This is a genomic window from Armatimonadota bacterium, assembly GCA_013314775.1.
GTDB lineage: Bacteria > Armatimonadota > Zipacnadia > Zipacnadales > JABUFB01 > JABUFB01.
Map to the genome: position 1 here is coordinate 1 of JABUFB010000021.1, position 16,051 is coordinate 16,051.

At 64.3% G+C, this 16,051-nt stretch carries 13 protein-coding genes; 8 read left to right on the top strand and 5 right to left on the bottom strand.

Features of this window, described 5'->3' with window-relative positions:
* The first annotated feature begins 259 nt into the window (after positions 1-259).
* Together HPY44_21165 and HPY44_21170 are read left to right on the top strand one after the other, a co-directional pair.
* The gene (locus HPY44_21165) at positions 260-580 is read left to right on the top strand and encodes a hypothetical protein (protein NSW58529.1); all 321 of its coding nucleotides are present in this window, start codon (positions 260-262) and stop codon (positions 578-580) included.
* On the top strand, positions 580-1,635 hold the full coding sequence (locus HPY44_21170) for a GNAT family N-acetyltransferase (protein ID NSW58530.1): 1,056 nt from the start codon (positions 580-582) through the stop codon (positions 1,633-1,635). Before HPY44_21165 ends, HPY44_21170 begins: the two co-directional genes overlap by 1 nt.
* Before the next feature lie 5 nt (positions 1,636-1,640).
* On the opposite strand, the gene HPY44_21175 is transcribed toward HPY44_21170, so the two are convergent.
* Positions 1,641-3,545, bottom strand: a complete 1,905-nt coding sequence (locus HPY44_21175) for a PQQ-binding-like beta-propeller repeat protein (GenBank protein ID NSW58531.1) — start codon at positions 3,543-3,545, stop codon at positions 1,641-1,643.
* Positions 3,546-4,010: 465 nt separating this feature from the next.
* On the opposite strand from HPY44_21175, the gene HPY44_21180 reads away from it, so the two are divergent.
* The 5 genes from HPY44_21180 (at position 4,011) to HPY44_21200 (ending at position 9,923) form a co-directional block, all read left to right on the top strand.
* Positions 4,011-5,198 (top strand): Gfo/Idh/MocA family oxidoreductase, encoded by a 1,188-nt coding sequence (locus HPY44_21180; protein NSW58532.1) that lies wholly within the window; start codon positions 4,011-4,013, stop codon positions 5,196-5,198.
* Positions 5,199-5,510: 312 nt separating this feature from the next.
* Positions 5,511-5,741: a hypothetical protein gene (locus tag HPY44_21185; protein NSW58533.1), complete on the top strand. Its 231-nt coding sequence runs from the start codon at positions 5,511-5,513 to the stop codon at positions 5,739-5,741.
* A gap of 49 nt (positions 5,742-5,790) precedes the next feature.
* Positions 5,791-6,774, top strand: a complete 984-nt coding sequence (locus tag HPY44_21190; protein ID NSW58534.1) for a sugar phosphate isomerase/epimerase — start codon at positions 5,791-5,793, stop codon at positions 6,772-6,774.
* 149 nt (positions 6,775-6,923) lie between these two features.
* Positions 6,924-8,390, top strand: coding sequence for a pentapeptide repeat-containing protein (locus tag HPY44_21195; GenBank protein NSW58535.1), 1,467 nt, complete (start codon positions 6,924-6,926; stop codon positions 8,388-8,390).
* 36 nt (positions 8,391-8,426) lie between these two features.
* Complete coding sequence (locus HPY44_21200) at positions 8,427-9,923, top strand: hypothetical protein (protein ID NSW58536.1); 1,497 nt, start codon at positions 8,427-8,429, stop codon at positions 9,921-9,923.
* Positions 9,924-10,029: 106 nt separating this feature from the next.
* Here the strand turns inward: HPY44_21200 and HPY44_21205 are convergent, their stop codons facing one another.
* The 3 genes from HPY44_21205 to HPY44_21215 are packed head-to-tail and all read right to left on the bottom strand — an operon-like array spanning position 10,030 to position 13,665.
* Positions 10,030-10,842 (bottom strand): hypothetical protein, encoded by an 813-nt coding sequence (locus HPY44_21205; GenBank protein ID NSW58537.1) that lies wholly within the window; start codon positions 10,840-10,842, stop codon positions 10,030-10,032.
* Between the two features lie 31 nt (positions 10,843-10,873).
* A complete protein-coding gene (locus HPY44_21210; GenBank protein NSW58538.1) occupies positions 10,874-12,112 on the bottom strand; it encodes a hypothetical protein in 1,239 nt (412 codons plus the stop codon).
* A 23-nt stretch (positions 12,113-12,135) separates the two neighbouring features.
* Positions 12,136-13,665 (bottom strand): NAD(P)H-hydrate dehydratase, encoded by a 1,530-nt coding sequence (locus tag HPY44_21215; protein NSW58539.1) that lies wholly within the window; start codon positions 13,663-13,665, stop codon positions 12,136-12,138.
* A 173-nt stretch (positions 13,666-13,838) separates the two neighbouring features.
* On the opposite strand from HPY44_21215, the gene HPY44_21220 reads away from it, so the two are divergent.
* Positions 13,839-14,921 (top strand): hypothetical protein, encoded by a 1,083-nt coding sequence (locus tag HPY44_21220; GenBank protein ID NSW58540.1) that lies wholly within the window; start codon positions 13,839-13,841, stop codon positions 14,919-14,921.
* Between the two features lie 251 nt (positions 14,922-15,172).
* Here the strand turns inward: HPY44_21220 and HPY44_21225 are convergent, their stop codons facing one another.
* Positions 15,173-16,051, bottom strand: coding sequence for a hypothetical protein (locus HPY44_21225; protein NSW58541.1), 879 nt, complete (start codon positions 16,049-16,051; stop codon positions 15,173-15,175).

Sequence of the window (16,051 nt, forward strand, 5' to 3'; positions counted from 1 at the left end):
GCGGAACTGGGCTATCACAGCCTACTTGAACGGTACGAGGCGCTTGCCGCTGCGTGAACCGCCCGGTGCGGACCCGCATGCCGGGTGGTGTGGGAGGCGGGGTCGGCAACGACCCCGCCTACCCGATCTGCACGGGTCCGGCCTGGAGTTTGAGGGTTTCGGTTGTCTCTTCTGTGGACTGTCCGGAGCGGGCAAGAGCACTATCTCCGGCCTGCTGCATGATGCGGGAGCGCGGATCCTCAACGATGACCGCGTTGGAATGATGCCGGGCGCGACTGGCCCGGTGCTGCACGGAACACCGTGGCACGGCACGGCGACCTACCACCGGCCTGACAGCGTGCCACTAAATGCCATGTTCTTCATTGAGCACGGTGACAGCAATCGCCTTAGCCGCCTCGGACACATCGAGGCCAGCGCGCGGCTCATGGCCGCAAGTTGTCCGCCGTACTACTCCAGCGAACTCATGCAGCGCGCGGTTGCCGCCTGTGAAAACGCTGCGGCGCGAGTGCCGGCATATCGTCTGGCCTTCGTGCCGGAACCATCGGTGGTGGACGTTGTCCGCGAAGCGGTGATGGGTTGATGGCCGCGCCTTCGACGCCCCACGGCGCTGACCCCGAATCATCGTGCCACGTGTCGTGCGAGATTCTGGTGGATCTGTGGCGCGACCTGTTGCAGCGAGGTCTCGAGGTCTCGCTGCCCCTGTGGGGCCACAGTATGGTCCCGACTCTTCTCCCTGGTGATACTATCCACGTCGTGAGATGCCCGGATCGACCCCCTGTCGGGGCGGTGGTGGTGATTCTCGGAAGGCCGGTCTTCGCTCACCGCGTCCTGGCGACGGGCCGCCGCAATGGACGCGAGCTGGTCGTCACCTCCGGCGACAGATTCCCCCATCGCGCTGATGGTGTGAACGACAGCAGCCTGATTCTGGGCCGGGTGGTCGCTGTCACGCGCGCGGGAACTCGCAGTGATGTTCCGGCGGTCATGCCGGGGCTGTTCCCGCGCATCAAGGCCTGGTGGTTCCTGGCCACACATGAGCGAGGGGACTGGGTGGGACGGTGTCTGGTCTGGTTGCGCGAGGTACTCCGGGGCCCGGCGAAGCGTCTATTGATGGGAACGCGTGATCTACTGGCGTCAGCGCGCAGCCGGCCGTTGATCGGGGCCCTCGTACGCCGCGTATGGCCGGACCTGGGGAGCCGCTGCGAGGTTGTGGTGGCAGATTCGGGGCCAGGTGAGACCGCCGTTATGGCCACGCTGTTTGCCGTGTGGCGAGGCGCAGTGGTCGGCAGGCTATCTCTCGGAGTACCGAGTTGGGCCGTGGGTGACCCCAATCACCTCTGGATTGACGGTGTGCATACGAGCCGCCGGGTCAGGCGCAGGGGCATCTCAAGCAGGCTGCACCGCGAAGCCATGCGCAAGGCGCGAGAGATGGGCTACAGCGCGGTAGCGGCTCTTGTCGCGGTGACCAACTTGCCCGAGCGCCGACTCCTGGAGGGTCTCGGGTTTCGGGAGATCACAAGCGGCCCGCTGGCCGATGGCGTCCGCACCCTGAACGCGCAGTATCCCGACAGCGTGCCGTTCTGCGTGATGCTCGCGGATCTCAGCGACGAATCGGGTTCGCGGAGCAGTCCGGCCTGACATCCTTACATGCCGGTGTTGTCAACGATGAGCGGCTGGTAGAGACTCAGGGTCTCGCCACGCTCTACCCCCCGGAGCGTGTAGACGGCGACGTACTGACCGTCAGACACCAGGCGTCCCCACTGGTCACGACCGTTCCATTCGAAGGATGTCTCCTCGCTGGTGACGTTGGCCCACTCCCGGATCGCTGCCCCGCTCTCGTCGCGGATCGTGAGGACGCTGACCGAGGGCTCATCAATTTCGGCGGGCCGGAACGTGAAGCGCATTGACCGGCCTGACCCCTCCCGGTCCGGCGAGATAAAGGCGGGAACCGACGAAGCGGGACGTTCGGACGGATTGACGACCACGACGCGACGCTCGAAGGTCCGCCGGCCATCAGCGTGGGCGAATTCAAGGGTGACCGGGTACGTCCCGGCGCCCGAAAACTTCGCGACGGTGTGGAACCGGCCGTCCACAAGGTCGATGGGTACGTCATTCAGGCGGGCCTGGACCGCTCCCTCCGGCGCCCGTCCGCAGATGGTGACGCATTCGCCGCGCGCGATTTGGATGGCCGGTTGTGCGGGGTCGTCGGTCTCGGTCAGGAGCGTCACGGAGCCTATCGCCACGGGGATAGCGGTAACCGGCGTGTCATGGGCGACTGGGCTCGGGAAATCAGCAGGAGCAGGCTCGGTAACCGCAGGCATCGCCGGGGCGGGTTCCGGGGCCGCGCTGCAGGTGGCCGCAAGCTGTTCCACGGGCATCGGCTCAGCGGCAGGTTCGTCCGCGTCCAGAGTGGACGGGGGCGCGTCCACCTGCCACTTGCCACCCGGGGCGAAGGCGTGGACCTTCCCGTCCGCGGTTGCCAGGACCAGCCGGGAACCGATGAGCGACGCGCCGGCAGTCACGGTCTCGTCCACATTCTTGCCCCAGACGGTGCGTCCGTCCGACCTGCGCAGAGCATAGACCATGCCTGTCCGGCAGGTCACCAGCAGATACCCGCCAGCGGTGGGCACACTCGAGGAGACAATCGGACCGCACAGGCGGGTCTCCCAGAGGACCTTTCCATTGCTCAGGTTGATCGCCGACACGGAGCCACTCTCGCAGGCCACATAGACGTGACCGTCAGCCTGAGAGGGGGTGGCCATCACCGCGCCTCGCACGGTCAGGGTCCAGGCGGGGCGGCCGGATTTGGCGTGGAGAGCCACAACCTTGCCGTCCTCATTGCCTGCGATGACCAGCGCGTCCGCAACACACGGTCCTGCATGGGCCGGTGAGCCCGTGGCGTAACTCCACAAAGCCTTTCCGTCGGGTTCGCGCATCGCATGCACCACGCCGTCTCGAGACGCGCAATACACGAGGTCGTCTCCGAGGCGAACACGGCGATTGTCGCGGAGGGTATAGGGTTCCCGGTAGAGCGCGATCTCGCCCACTGGTCTGGCGGAGGTGCGGTACTGCCAGACGATGCGGCCCTGCCGATCCAACGCATAGATGAAACCGTCATCGGCACCGAATACCACGCGGGCCGCAGGCGTGACGATGGGTACGGTATTGACGGCTCCGCCTGCCAGGAAGCGCCACTCCTCGACCCCTACAATGCCCTCTCGCATGAGAGGCGGACGGATGCAGACGAGATGCCCGGCTTCGGTGCCGGCGTAGACTCGTTCTCCTTGAGCCGCGAGCGCTGAAGTGACTCGCGAACCCACTGCGGCACGCCAGAGGGGAGCTCCCGTGTCGATGTTCACGGCGTAGACGGCCGCATCGTCTCCGCCCACGTAGACCCGTCCTGGACCCGCAACCGGTCCGCCACGGGCAGCGGCGCGAGCGTCGAAGGACCAGGCAACTTCAGCCGGGGGACGGAAGGCTTCCGCGTGCGCGCCAACCATGGCGGCGATGAGGAGTGCGATGAGCACGGCGTTGAGCGGGTGGCGCATATCTCTGCCTCCGAATCACGGCATTACGGCGGCAAGGCCGACTGACCGTCGGACGGGCATCGGCGTCGTGTGTATATTTGTGCAAGTTATGCTATCGATTCTTTTACAATTATAGGTCGCTGGAGGCCGGTGGTCAACCATTTTGCGTGGCTACCAGACACAGGCAAGACGCGTCTTCTGGTACAGCTAAGCCGGCACGGGACTGACGCAGGTCGCCTGCTGCACGCGCGGGCCAGGTGAACAGCGTGGCATCCTGAGTGGCGGCCGGAGATCGCTGACCGAGAAGACGAAGCCGACAGCGCAGCCGCGGTCCGGTGCACTGATGGCGCAAGCAAGATTAGGTGCATATCGACGAGAATCACGCAGGAATCCGGGAAGTGACCGTAGAATAATCGATAGCTATCGAAGCGGACGAGGGATGGACTCCGTCCTCCAATTCCGTCTCTTTACGGGAGGGACACGGTCATGTCGAGAGAAGTGCGTGTCGGTCTGGTCGGGTACAATTTCATGGGTCGGGCGCACAGCAATGCCTACCGTCAGGTCCCGTTCTACTTCCCGGAAGTCAGAGCGGTTCCTGTGATGAAGGTGCTGTGTGGGCGGACCAAAGATCGTCTGGAAATGTTCGCGAAGCAGTTCCAGTGGCAGGAGACCGAGACGAAGTATGAGCGGCTGCTGGAGCGGGATGACATCGACTTGGTGGACATCACCTCTCCCAACAACCAGCACGTGGAGATGGTGATCGCGGCGGCAAAGGCGGGCAAGCACGTCTTCTGCGAGAAGCCGCTGGCGACGAACCTCGCGGATGCGAAGAAAGCGCTGAAGGCGGTGCAGGATGCGGGCGTACTGCATATGCTCTGCCACAATTACCGCCGCGCCCCGGCATGCAGCCTGGCCAAGAAAATGATCGAGAACGGCGACCTGGGCGAGATCTACCACTGGCGGGCGCTGTACCTGCAGGACTGGCTCATGTCGCCGAGCACGCCGATGATGTGGCGGGTGCAGAAGAAAATCGCCGGGTCCGGTTCACTGGGCGACCTGATGGCGCACAGCATCGACATGGCGCTATGGCTGCTGGGTGGGATCGAAGAGGTAGCCTGCACCATGAAGACGTTCATCAAGAAGCGGCCGAAGCTTGCGCAGGTGGATACGGGGCTCGGTGGAAAGGCTGCCGAAGGCGCGCCAATGGGGACAGTAGACGTCGATGACGGCGTCATCACCCTGGCGAAGTTCGCGAACGGCGCCCTTGGGACCTTCGAAGCAACCCGATTCGCGGCCGGCCGGAAGAACTACAACTGGTTCGAGGTGAATGGCTCCAAGGGTAGCGTGGTGTTCAATCTGGAAACCATGAACGAACTCCTGTACTACAACGCCGGCGACCCCGAGGACCGGCTGGGCTTCCGAGTGATCCAGGCGACGGCGGACTGCCACCCGATGATGTCCCATCCGGCAGGAGGGCCGCGGTACTGGCCGGTGGCGCATATCATCGGCTACGAGCACACCTTCATCAACACGGTCGCGGACCTGATGAACAACATCGCCGACGGCGAGATGCCGTGGCCGAACTTTGAGGACGGCTGCAAGACCCAGGCCGTTCTGGAAGCCTGCACTATTGCGGACAAGAGCAAGAAGTGGGAGAAGGTTCCGAAGGTGTAGCGAAGGCAGGTGACCAAGACCGAGACCGAGACGTTTCACCGTTGTGGAAGAGCGTGACGAGGACGGCGTGCTGATCGCGCGCGTCCCCAGCCTGCCCGGCTGCCATAGGTATGCGCACGACTCGGATGAATTTCCCGCGCGGCTGCGGGAGGTCGTGGAGTTGTGCCTGGCCGACGATGAGGACGCGCCGAGCAGAGCCTGTGAGGGTGACCAGGAGTTGGTCGGTGCAGTCCAGTTGGGGCTCGCGTAGTGGGGCGGCTGCGGGTCATTTCCGCGCGTGAAATGGTTCGGCTTCTTGAGCGCCTAGGTTTCGTGGTCGCCAGACAAGGCGGGGCGCACAAGCGGCGCGTTCACCCCGACGCACGCCGGACGATCGTGGCGGACCAGGGCGCGACCCGGCCCGGAGCACGATTCGGGCCATTTTGGCGGATGTCGGGCTCAGCGTGCAGGAATACGACGACCTCGCAGCGAGGTTCTAAGACCGAGGGCACAGCAACCACTGCGCCGTCCGCGAGGCATCACGAGCTGCAGCGTGAGAGCTGAGTTCAGCGCGTCAGACTGCGTCAGATCATACAAAGGGAGGACAAATGCAATGAAGATCGGTTCACTGTCGGCCGCATGGAGTGCTCAACCGTTGGAGGAAGTGCTGGACTTCTTCGCAGGCGCAGGCTTGCAGGCCGTTGAGCTGGGCGCGGGGGCATACCCCGGCAATGCTCACTGCAATGCCGCCGAACTGAACAAGAATGCGAAGAAGCGCGAGGCCCTCGCGAAAGCCGTGGAAAGCCGGGGCATGGTCATTTCGGCTCTGAGCGTTCACGGCAACCCGCTGCACCCGAATGAGGCCATTGCCAAGGAGCACCATGATGCCTGGCGCGAGGCGGCAAAGCTCGCGAACAGCCTGGGCGTCAAGTGCATCAACGGCTTCTCCGGCCTGCCCGGCGGCGCACCCGGGGACAAGGTCCCGAACTGGGTCGTTGCTCCCTGGCCCGAGGACCATCTCGCGGCGCTGAATTACCAGTGGGACGTTGCCGCGAAGTACTGGAAAGCCGAAGCAAAGATCATGGAAAAGATGGACGTCTGCTTCTGCTTCGAGATGCACCCGAACTTCCTGGTCTACAATCCGGAGACACTGGTGAAACTCCGGGAGGTCGCCGGGTCGGACCGCATCTGCGCGAACTTCGACCCCTCGCACTTGTTCTGGCAGGGCATCGACCCGTCCGCGGCGCTGCGCTGGCTGGGTGAGAAGGCCAAGGGCGCGCGGTCCTTCATCCAGCACTTCCACGCCAAGGACAGCTTGGTTTACCAGTGGAACGCTAAGGTCAACGGTGTGCTGGACACCAAGCACTACGGCGATGAGATCAACCGCGGCTGGATCTTCCGCACGGTCGGCTACGGTCATGACGCGGGCGTATGGAAGGACATGCTGAGCACCCTGCGAATGGTGGGCTACGATGGCGTCCTGTCCATCGAGCACGAGGACAGCCTGATGAGCAGCAATGAGGGCTTCCTGAAGGCCATCGCGTTCCTCAAGGAGGCCGCAATCTTTGAGGAGAGGGGCGAGATGACCTGGGCGTAGCCGCTCGCTCGGTATGAACGACACACACGCGGGGGAGAGCCATCTCTATGTCTGGTTCTCCCTCGCTTGCTTTGACAGCGGGCGAGGCCCCTTTGTACAATGCTGGGCGAGATGATCCCCAGTAATCCTCCTTATGGGATGGTGACCCGATGATCCGCTCCGTCCCTGGCGTGCTCCTCTTCGCCCTGACGCTGACGCCTTTGATCTGCGCAGCCCAGGAACTCGCCGGACTGTCGCCCGCTACCGTGCGCGCCATGGCTGCAGACGGCAAGGACCTGTCCGGTTCGTCCCTCTCGGGCCTGGACCTGTCCGCACTGCAGCTTGCCAATGCCAGGGCAGTACAGACCAACTGGACGAACGCGATTCTGCGCGGGGCGACGTTCCGCCTAGTGGATATGCAGGATGCGCGGTTTGACGAGGTGATTGCGCGCGGGGCGGTGTTCGACGGGTGCGTCCTCGTGAACGCAACATTGCGCCACGCCGATCTCTCGGGTGCGCAGTTCCTCAATGCCCAGCTTGCGGGTGCGGATTTCACAGGCAGCCGACTGCGCGGAGCGGAGTTCGAGGGTTGTACGTACTCGCGCACTGGCGGGTTCCATGCCGGAGCGGTGGCGGCGGCGCTGGGCGCACTGTCTGCGGGTGAGCAGCTGACCGGCGCGCAGACGCTGTCGGCCGACCTTGCCGCCGGATTGACGGGCGAGCCTTTCGCTTTCGTGTATGACACCGAGGACCCCACGCGCTGGCCCATGGCACCCTTCACGGAAAGCCCGGTGCGGGCGGCGGCCATGACCGCGGGACATAATGCGAAGGCGATCTACGACGCGTCGCCGGCCGACGCTCTCCAGACGCTCACGCGGTCGCTGAAGGCGGGGAAGATCTGCTTGCTTCCGGTATCACTGCAAGGCGAGGAGATGAGTGGGAGCGACTTCGACCGGGCGTTCTGGGGCGCAGCAGTGGCCTACAATGACAACGTGAAGCCACCCCGCATTGTGGTGATCGTGCCGCCCTTCGGAAAGAGGGAGTATGAGCCGGGGGACCTTGTCAGTCGATGGTCCGGGCCCTGGCCGACCCTTGAGCCGGCCGGGGCGGAGCGCTCCCAAGCCAAGTTCCCGCTGTACGTACTTACCCGGGGACCTGAGTCGCGTTCCATGCGGACCACCGTTCTCTGGGCGCTGGAACAGGCGATTGCGATGGTGCGCGAACCGCGGACATACGCAACGCTGGTCCCGGGGCTGGCGGGGTTGAAGCGTCTCGCTGGCGACCTGCAGTTGGCGTCGCAGCCCGAGACCGATCCGGGTTTTCTGGCCAGACTGGCGCCGTGGTCCGGCAGGCCGCGGGACCTCCTGATCAGTGCGCGCAAGGCCGCCGCCGACTTCCTGGATGCGGCGTCTGCGCAGATGCTGGAAGCCGACCGTCCGCTGCTGAACCAGGCGGCGGGGCTCTATCGGGGCGAGGCCCAGATCCTCGAGGAGAACTTCCCGGCGCTGAACGGCGAGCAGGGAGCGCCTCTCGAGGTGCAGCGACAGAGCTTCGCGAAAGCCGCGGCGGTGATCAACGAGGCGGTGCGGATTGAGAGCACTGCTGCCGAAGTACTCGAGCAGGTTGGAAAGCAATAGCGGAGTACCGGGCGGAGCAGAGCGCGGGGGATGGCGATGATGCCCCAAAACGCCTGCGAATATGAGTGCCTGAAGCGAATCGCCGATGGCTGCGCGCCGGAGACTGATGATGCTGCGCTGCAGGAACTCGTCCAGACGGGGCTGGCCAGGTGGATCGATCCTGAGACCTGCGCACTGGTAAGGCGCCATGCAGAGCTGTTGCGTATTGCCGAAGCGCTCCGGGCCAATGCGGCCCGGCGCGAGAAGCCCGGCGGGTTGCGGTCGATGTTGGTGAAGCTCTCTCCGCCGGCGCGCGCAGCTGCACGCAGCGAGGCCGATGCACTGCGGGCTGCGGCCGATGGGGCCACGGATGAGGCGAAGGAGCAGTGGCTGGAGCTGTCAAAGCGCGGCGCGGTGGATCTGGATTTGGACCTGTGCGCGACCGCCGGCGACGGCGCGGTCCAGATCACCGATACGGGACGCGAGACGGTCAGAAGCTGGCTGTGGTCTGATGAATACGAGCGCGAGATGCCCCGGGATGGCCGACTGGCTGCCCGGGTTTGTGCTTTTCGGTCGGTGCGTGGGGAACTGCTGGAGGTCGGGCACACGCCGGATGCGCGGCTTGATCTTGCGGCCGCCGTCGTGAGCCGGTACGACACGAATGCGGCGCGGCTGCGGGAACTCAACCGCTTGGCGACTCAGCACCGCTGGCTCAATTACGACCGCTTGCCGGTGCTGGCGAAGCTCTGCCGGTGGAAGGATGACCCGGGCGAGTTGTGGGAGCGCTTTCTCGACGCCAACCGGCTCATGAACCGTGATTGGTGCGCGGGCCTGTATGAGACCCGGCTGGCAACGGTATGTCTCATGTGCGCCGGCGCGGTGAACGACGCGGCTATTGATCGTTGCTGGGAAGTGCTCAAGCGACTGCGGATGCAGGGCTGGTCGCTGGGCCCCAGCAGCGAGCCGGTGGCGGCCCGGTTATGCGCTCTGCGTCTGTCACCGACGCAGATTGCGGCGCGTGTGGAGAGCCTCTGGGCATCGCTCAAGGAGCGCGCGACTGACACAACGCCATGTGACGCGCTGGCGGCGTCGGTGGCGGCGGACTGGAACCTGCACCCGCTGGCAGCCAGACGAGACAGCGCTGAACTGACGCAGGAGCGGTCCGCGTTTCACGACTACCTGGACCGTTTCGACGAGACCGCAGCGCTGCTGGGACCGGAGTATGACGCGGGTGGACCATGGGTGGAGATTTCGGCGACACTGGCTCTCATGCCGGGTACGGTCGACGGGAATGTGAGACGACTCCTGCTGGTGGCTGGGGAACTGGGGGAGGTCTCCACGCCGAACCGCATGGTAATTGGGCTGCTCCTGTGCGACGCAGTCTGTGGCGAGTGGATGGACTGCGGGCGATTGGCGTGGGAGATCGGGTCAATGCTGGTGATTTCGGAGCCGACGTCGGCGTTCACGGCATACACGAGAACCAGCCCGATGTGGGCACGCGCAGCGGCAGGAGCGGCACCGGACAAGGGACCGGGCCAAGTGAGCGTCCCGTGAGGACTGACGGGAGCGGCAGGCCTCACCCAGGCCGCACAGACGAACTGCCGGGCCGGATGGGTCACTCGGACGGCGAAGGCCAACGGCTGGAAGTCCCTCTGACCGGCTACTTGGCCGTATGCTCCTGGCAGCGGCGGATGAGCCACTCGAGATCCTTGAGGGCGTCCGGCCGGCGGGCTTCGCGACGCCACAGGGCGATGTACCCGCGCAGGATGTCCCCGATGCGCGAGACTGTCATCCCCCAGTGCTTCAGGAACCAGTCGAGGGGCACCAGGCCTTGCTCCGGGTCCACTAGGCGGGCGATGAGGTTCATCTGCTCGCAGAAGGCGCGCACGTCCAAGCCCTCGATCTCCCGTACCGGCTCAGACATGGTCTCAAGGGCGCGGATCTCGCCCCGATGCTTTTCGATAATGGTGGCAATCCAGACCGCAAAGAGGCCTTCGGTGCGGTCCTCAGGCTTGTCGAGCATGTCGCCCAGGACGTTGAGGCGTTCCCTCATGTCCAGAAGCTGCCGGTCTGCGGCTTCGGCCTGAGCGCGGGCGGCATTGGAGACGGATCGCACTTGTTCCAGCATCTCCCTCAGTGCCGCGGTCTCCCGGGCAAGATCCTCACGGAAGACCACATCGGACGCCTGCGCCTGGGAAGTCGACGCGAGAGCCCCCGATTGTCCAAGGGCATCCAGCGCCTGGCGCGCTTCAGATGCAGCCCGGGCGGCGTCTTCCGCGTGTCTCCGGGCGTCCCGGGCGACGTCCTTCACCTGGGATAGGTGGAGCTGGAATTGGGCGTCGGAGGGGGATTCTGAGGAGGGCGCCTCCGGCGGCCGGACCTGCCGTTGCGCTTCGCGCACGGAGGCCAGTACATACCAGACGGTGCCCGCGGCGATGAGCAGCTGCAGGATGAAGCCGAGCCAGGGGCTCATGGGTGACCTCCACGGGTGTGGGTCGAATGCCTTATTCCGCCGACCGCTGGGCCTCCTCCATAGCGATCTGGGTCCAGCGGTCGAAGCGCAAGGGCTGGTGATTGCAGGTGTGGGTGTCTTTCAGGATGATCTCCAGGATACAGCCATGTTCGCGAGCGATATCGCAGGTCTCGCGGATATCCTGGCGCACCCAGTCTTCGTCGAACTGGATGCCCGCAAGGGGCGCCGGATTGGGCTTCCAGGAATAGATGACGTCACTCTTGAGCTTTTCGGCGCTCATGCGCTTGTCTGCCCAGGGGCTGATGGATACCCGCCGCAGGCGCGGTACCCGGGCCCTCAGGAAGTCGAGTTTCAGGTGCAAGGGCTCGCAACAGCCGTAGCAGTTGAGCCCGAAGCGCTCCAGGATGGGCAGCTGGTAACGCAGCACGTACTCCTCATGCATGGCCGGTGAGACTTCGGACATGGTCTGGGCTTCGCAGAAACCCCAGAGGTCCTTGAGGCGCACATGCCCTGTGAAGTCCTCCGCCGGGAGCTCGTTCGTGAAGCCAAATCCACCCGACCCCACGTAATCATTCCCATTGTTGAGTGAAAGCAATCCCGCTTCCGCGAGGGCATCGAGCCAGGCGAGCTTGCCCTCCATAAGACGGCGCATGCCCGCGTGGACCATTTCGGGGAAATCCGCCATGTCCATGTAGGTCTGGGTGATTCCACGCAGATTGGTCCATTCGTCGATGAGGCCGAGAGCCCACCAGAAGCGACCATGCAGCTTCACGTCGAGGATGTCGCCGAAAAGGTCCTGGTAGAAGGCCAAGCGACGTTTGGATTCATCTTCGTCGTGATGGATGGTGGGTGTCTGGATGCGTTCTACATCTTCCAGGGTCTTGACGGGTGCATCCCAGACATAGGCGCCGCGGGACTCCTCGGGCCTGTGGTACTCCGCCCCGATGCCCCAGCCGGTGCTATGAACAGCGTAGGGCACGAGGAACTGGTCGTCGCAGACTTGATCATCCATGAAATGCTCGAATGCGTAGATCCGGGTGCGCAGGCCGCGCTCAAGCCCCCGGGCGTCATCGTCTTCGCAGACGAGGTCGGAATCCAGGATGAGTTCGATCCACGAGCCTTCTGGGGAGCAGTACACCAGGGGACGCTGTGACTGCAGCCCGTTTTGGGCGTACCAGAGGCTCCGACGCTGGTCCTGAACTGGGTCGGCGGCGATTTCGGCGATGCGGCGCGCGAGGTCGCGCAGGATGCTCCGGTCGGCTGGGGTCATTGGCACAAGGCTCCTTGGGTGGGTTAGTCCGGCAGGACCTCCTGAATGGACTTGAGCACATCGCTTGCGACCAAACCGCGCTCGCCGTCTTTCCCCGCCGCGTCACCGGCGAGGCCGTGGTAATACGCCCCAGCGATTGCGGCGGACTCGGGACCTGCGCCTGCGGCAAGAAGCGCGCCGACCATTCCGGTGAGTACGTCGCCCATTCCGCCGGATGCCATGCCCGAGTTTCCCGTGGTGTTAATCCACACCTCCCCAGACGGCTGGGCGATCACGCTGGCAGCGCCCTTGAGGAGGACGACTGCCTGAGTCTCGCGGGCGGCGCGCCGGGCAGCATCGACGCGGTTCTCCTGGACGGCCTCGATTGTCGACGTCATGAGCCGGGCCAACTCCCCCGGGTGGGGGGTGATCACCGTCGGCGCAGAGCGGGATGCGATAGCCTGCGGAGACCCCTCCAGAGCGTTCAGACCATCGGCATCCAACACTAGGGGCACGGTGATGGAGGGCACCAGTTCGCGTACCAGCGCGAAAGTCTCAGGGTTCTGCGACAGCCCCGGCCCCAGCGCCACGGCGTCGCTGCGTTCTGCGAGTTCGAGAATCCTCGCGGTTGCAGCGGTGGAGAGGGAGCGCTCCAGCGTCTCCGGAAGGGGCACGGTCATGGCCTCGGTGCACTTCTCCTCGAGGATATCGTTCAGGCTCTCGGGACAGCCGACAGTGACCAACCCGGCGCCCGTTCGCATGGCAGCCTGGGCACAGAGCGCTGCGGCTCCAGTCATGCCCACCGACCCGGCAAGCACAAGGAGGCGGCCGGCATCGCCCTTGTGGATGTCGTCAGCGCGCGCAGGCAGCAGGAATGACGCGATCGGTTCGGTCACAAGATTGGCAGAGATGGTGGTGGAGAATGTGAGGCTGCGGGGGATGCCGATCTCGGCCAGGCGCAGACTGCCGCAGAATGTGGCTCCGGGGTGTTGGACCAGCCCGAGCTTGATGGCGCCGAAAGTCACGGTGATGTCAGCGATCACCGCAACACCCGCGACCTGCCCGGTGTCGGCGTTGATGCCGGATGGGATATCCGCACTGACGACGCTGGCGCCGGAATCATTGATGGCCTCGATCGCCGCGCGGGGAAGCCCGTGGACCTCCCCAGAGATGCCGGTGCCCAGAATGGCGTCCACGACGATGTCTGCGCGTCCAAGCATGGCGCGCACGGCCTCCAGATCGGCGTTTTCGGTGATTGCTACGCCCATGTTCCGGGCTATGCGGAAGTTTGCGGCGGCATCGCCGGCCATGTCGGCACCGTTGCACAAGAGGGCCACGCGCACGTTGGTTCCGTCATTGGTGAGGTGACGAGCCGCGACCAGGCCGTCCCCGCCGTTGTTGCCCTTGCCGCAAACCACGACGACCCTGGCGCCCGGCATCTCTCGAATCAATTCCCGCACAGCATCGGCAACCTGAACCCCCGCATTCTCCATGAGCAGTATGCCGGGAATCCCGTACTTGTCTATGGTGGCGGCGTCTATCTTGCGCATCTGCTCGGCGGTGACCAGTTTCATGCTTTGTATCTCCGTTTCGGATCGAGACTGCCTCAAGTGCGGCGCAAGCACGTCCAAAAGACGTTGAGTAGCTCGCTGACAATCAGGTATAGTGGTAATTGTCATGAACAGCGTCCCAGCCGGGGCCGGATGCTTCGCAACGGGACGTGACCTCTATTAGCCAGGGGGCTAACATGAGAATCGCAATTGCCGGAGTCGTTCTGCTGCTCCTGTGCATGTCGATGACACACGCCCAGCCCGAGGCGCAACCCCCGGCCGATCCCCAGACACCCGCCGCGCAGCAGGACCCGCAAGCCCCGCCTGCTGTCCCAGGACTTCCCAAGACCCTCGAAGAGTTTCAGGCCAGGATCGCCGAAAAGGCCACCGACCCAAAGGCCGCAGTGAAGCTGTGGTTCGACGCGGTCTTCGTGTACATGCTCCGGGACAAGGAACTCGGGCAGAAGATGATCCTGGAGATGGACAGGTATAAGGAATGGGACTCCAAGACGTTCCGCCTGTTCCGGGACCAGATTACCCGTCAGCCGTACATCATGTTCAGCTACCCCAAGGGCGCAACGCCCGAGAACAAGTACACCTTCGACCCTGACAAGTACGAACTGACTTTCCACGGGGAGCCCAACTTCAACCCGTACGCCGACACCGAGGAAGGCAAGTTCGTCAAACTCTTCGTGAAGTCCAACGGCGCCGATATGCCGCGCCCAATTACAATGCAACGGAACGCCAAGGGTGAGTACAAGTTCTACGAGTTCAGTTCCATTTTCGTCGGCGTTCGTCCTCCCGTGATGCCCAAGATCTTTGGAGAGAGCGTGCCCCAGAGCGTGGACCCGGTCTGGGTTGCAAGGCACTGGATCCAGGGGATTCTCATGTACCACGCGGGGCAGAAGGAAGAGGGCCTCGCGCAGATGAACTCGGTTATGAAGGAGCCGACGAACGACAGGTTCCAGAGCTTCCCCGGCATGGCCATGGGTTCGGACAAGACCCACATCTGGCGCTCCTATGTGAAGGGCACCAGCCCTGAGAACCAGTACAAGGTGGACGACATCTCCGCCATCGAGATCGAGACTTACTACCAGGACGGAGAAGCTCCCACCGATACCAGCACCAGCCTGCGCATGTTCGTGCGCAGTTCCGGCGCCGACAGCGCGCGACCGCTGAAGATGGAGAAAGATGATCGCGGCGAGTGGCGCGTCAGCGAGTTCAGCAGCCTGTGCGTTGGTGTGCGGCCGCCGAAGGACCCGAACGCCGACAACTTCTAGGCCCGGTTACGGCAGAGGCAAACTATACGGCGCCCCGACTGGGGCGCCGTATAGTTTTGGGCGGAGGTTCAAGACAGCGGCATAAGCATGTCGAGAAGGGCCACGACCCGGGCCACGATGACAAGCAGAGCGAGGATCGCCACCGCCGCCACTACCAGAAGGGCCCGGCGGAGTTGGATGGCGCGAAGCCACGAGTCCTTCACGCAGCGAACCTCCGAAGAGAGGAGGGTGATGGCGGAACGCCGAGCACGCTACTTCAGCACCACCGTGGTGTTCGAGCGCATGGTCATCGACACGCTGGACTGGTTCCCCGCGGCGGACCCGAACAGTTGCGGAGTCTCCATGACCACCTGGGTGTCCGAGACGCCGTCGAAGCGCATGGCCTTCCCGCCCTCGTAGTCAAAGTACGAAATCTGGCTGCCCCGCTGAGTTCCGCGCAGATTGAACAGGGGGCCGGCGATCAGGCCGAGGTCCAGCGGCATCTCGTAGTCGGTCTCCAGGCGGGCGCAGTTGACACCGGTAAGCTTCGCATAGTCGAGAAACGTGGTGGTGTAGGTGACGGGCATCAGTTGACCAGACTGGGTCTTCAACCTTAGGGTCTCCTGCCACCGCTTGCCCGGCTCGACCGCCTCGACCGGGAACCCGGGTCCGTGGAGTTCGCCGAAGAACTGGCCGACATCAAGCTGTGACCCGCCCGCCAGCGCTCCGCCGAGAGCACCCATGAGCCCGCCTTCAGCGGACGGTTCGGGCGCTTCGGGGCGGATGACCCGGGTGCTGAGCACGGTCCCGCCGGGTGAGATGACGGTGATGATCTCGGGGATGTTGAGGGCCACCGGGATCTGCTGGCCAGCCCACGATGCCTGGGTCTCCACGTTCTCAAGACGGTGGGAGATGGTCATGAACCCGGCGTCATCCACGGCCGTACAGGCCATCACGTAGATGAAACGGGCTTCCATGTGCACCGGGCCGGTGCGGCCGAGAGCGTTGATGGTCCCGTCCCCCGTGGTGTCGCACTGGTAGCGCAGGACGTCGCCTTTCGCCATCTTGTAGGTGAGAATGACGCCGGCTGATGCCTGGAAGCACATGGCAGCAGCGACGAGGATGAGAACGCATGGGGTGAGGTGGCGCAT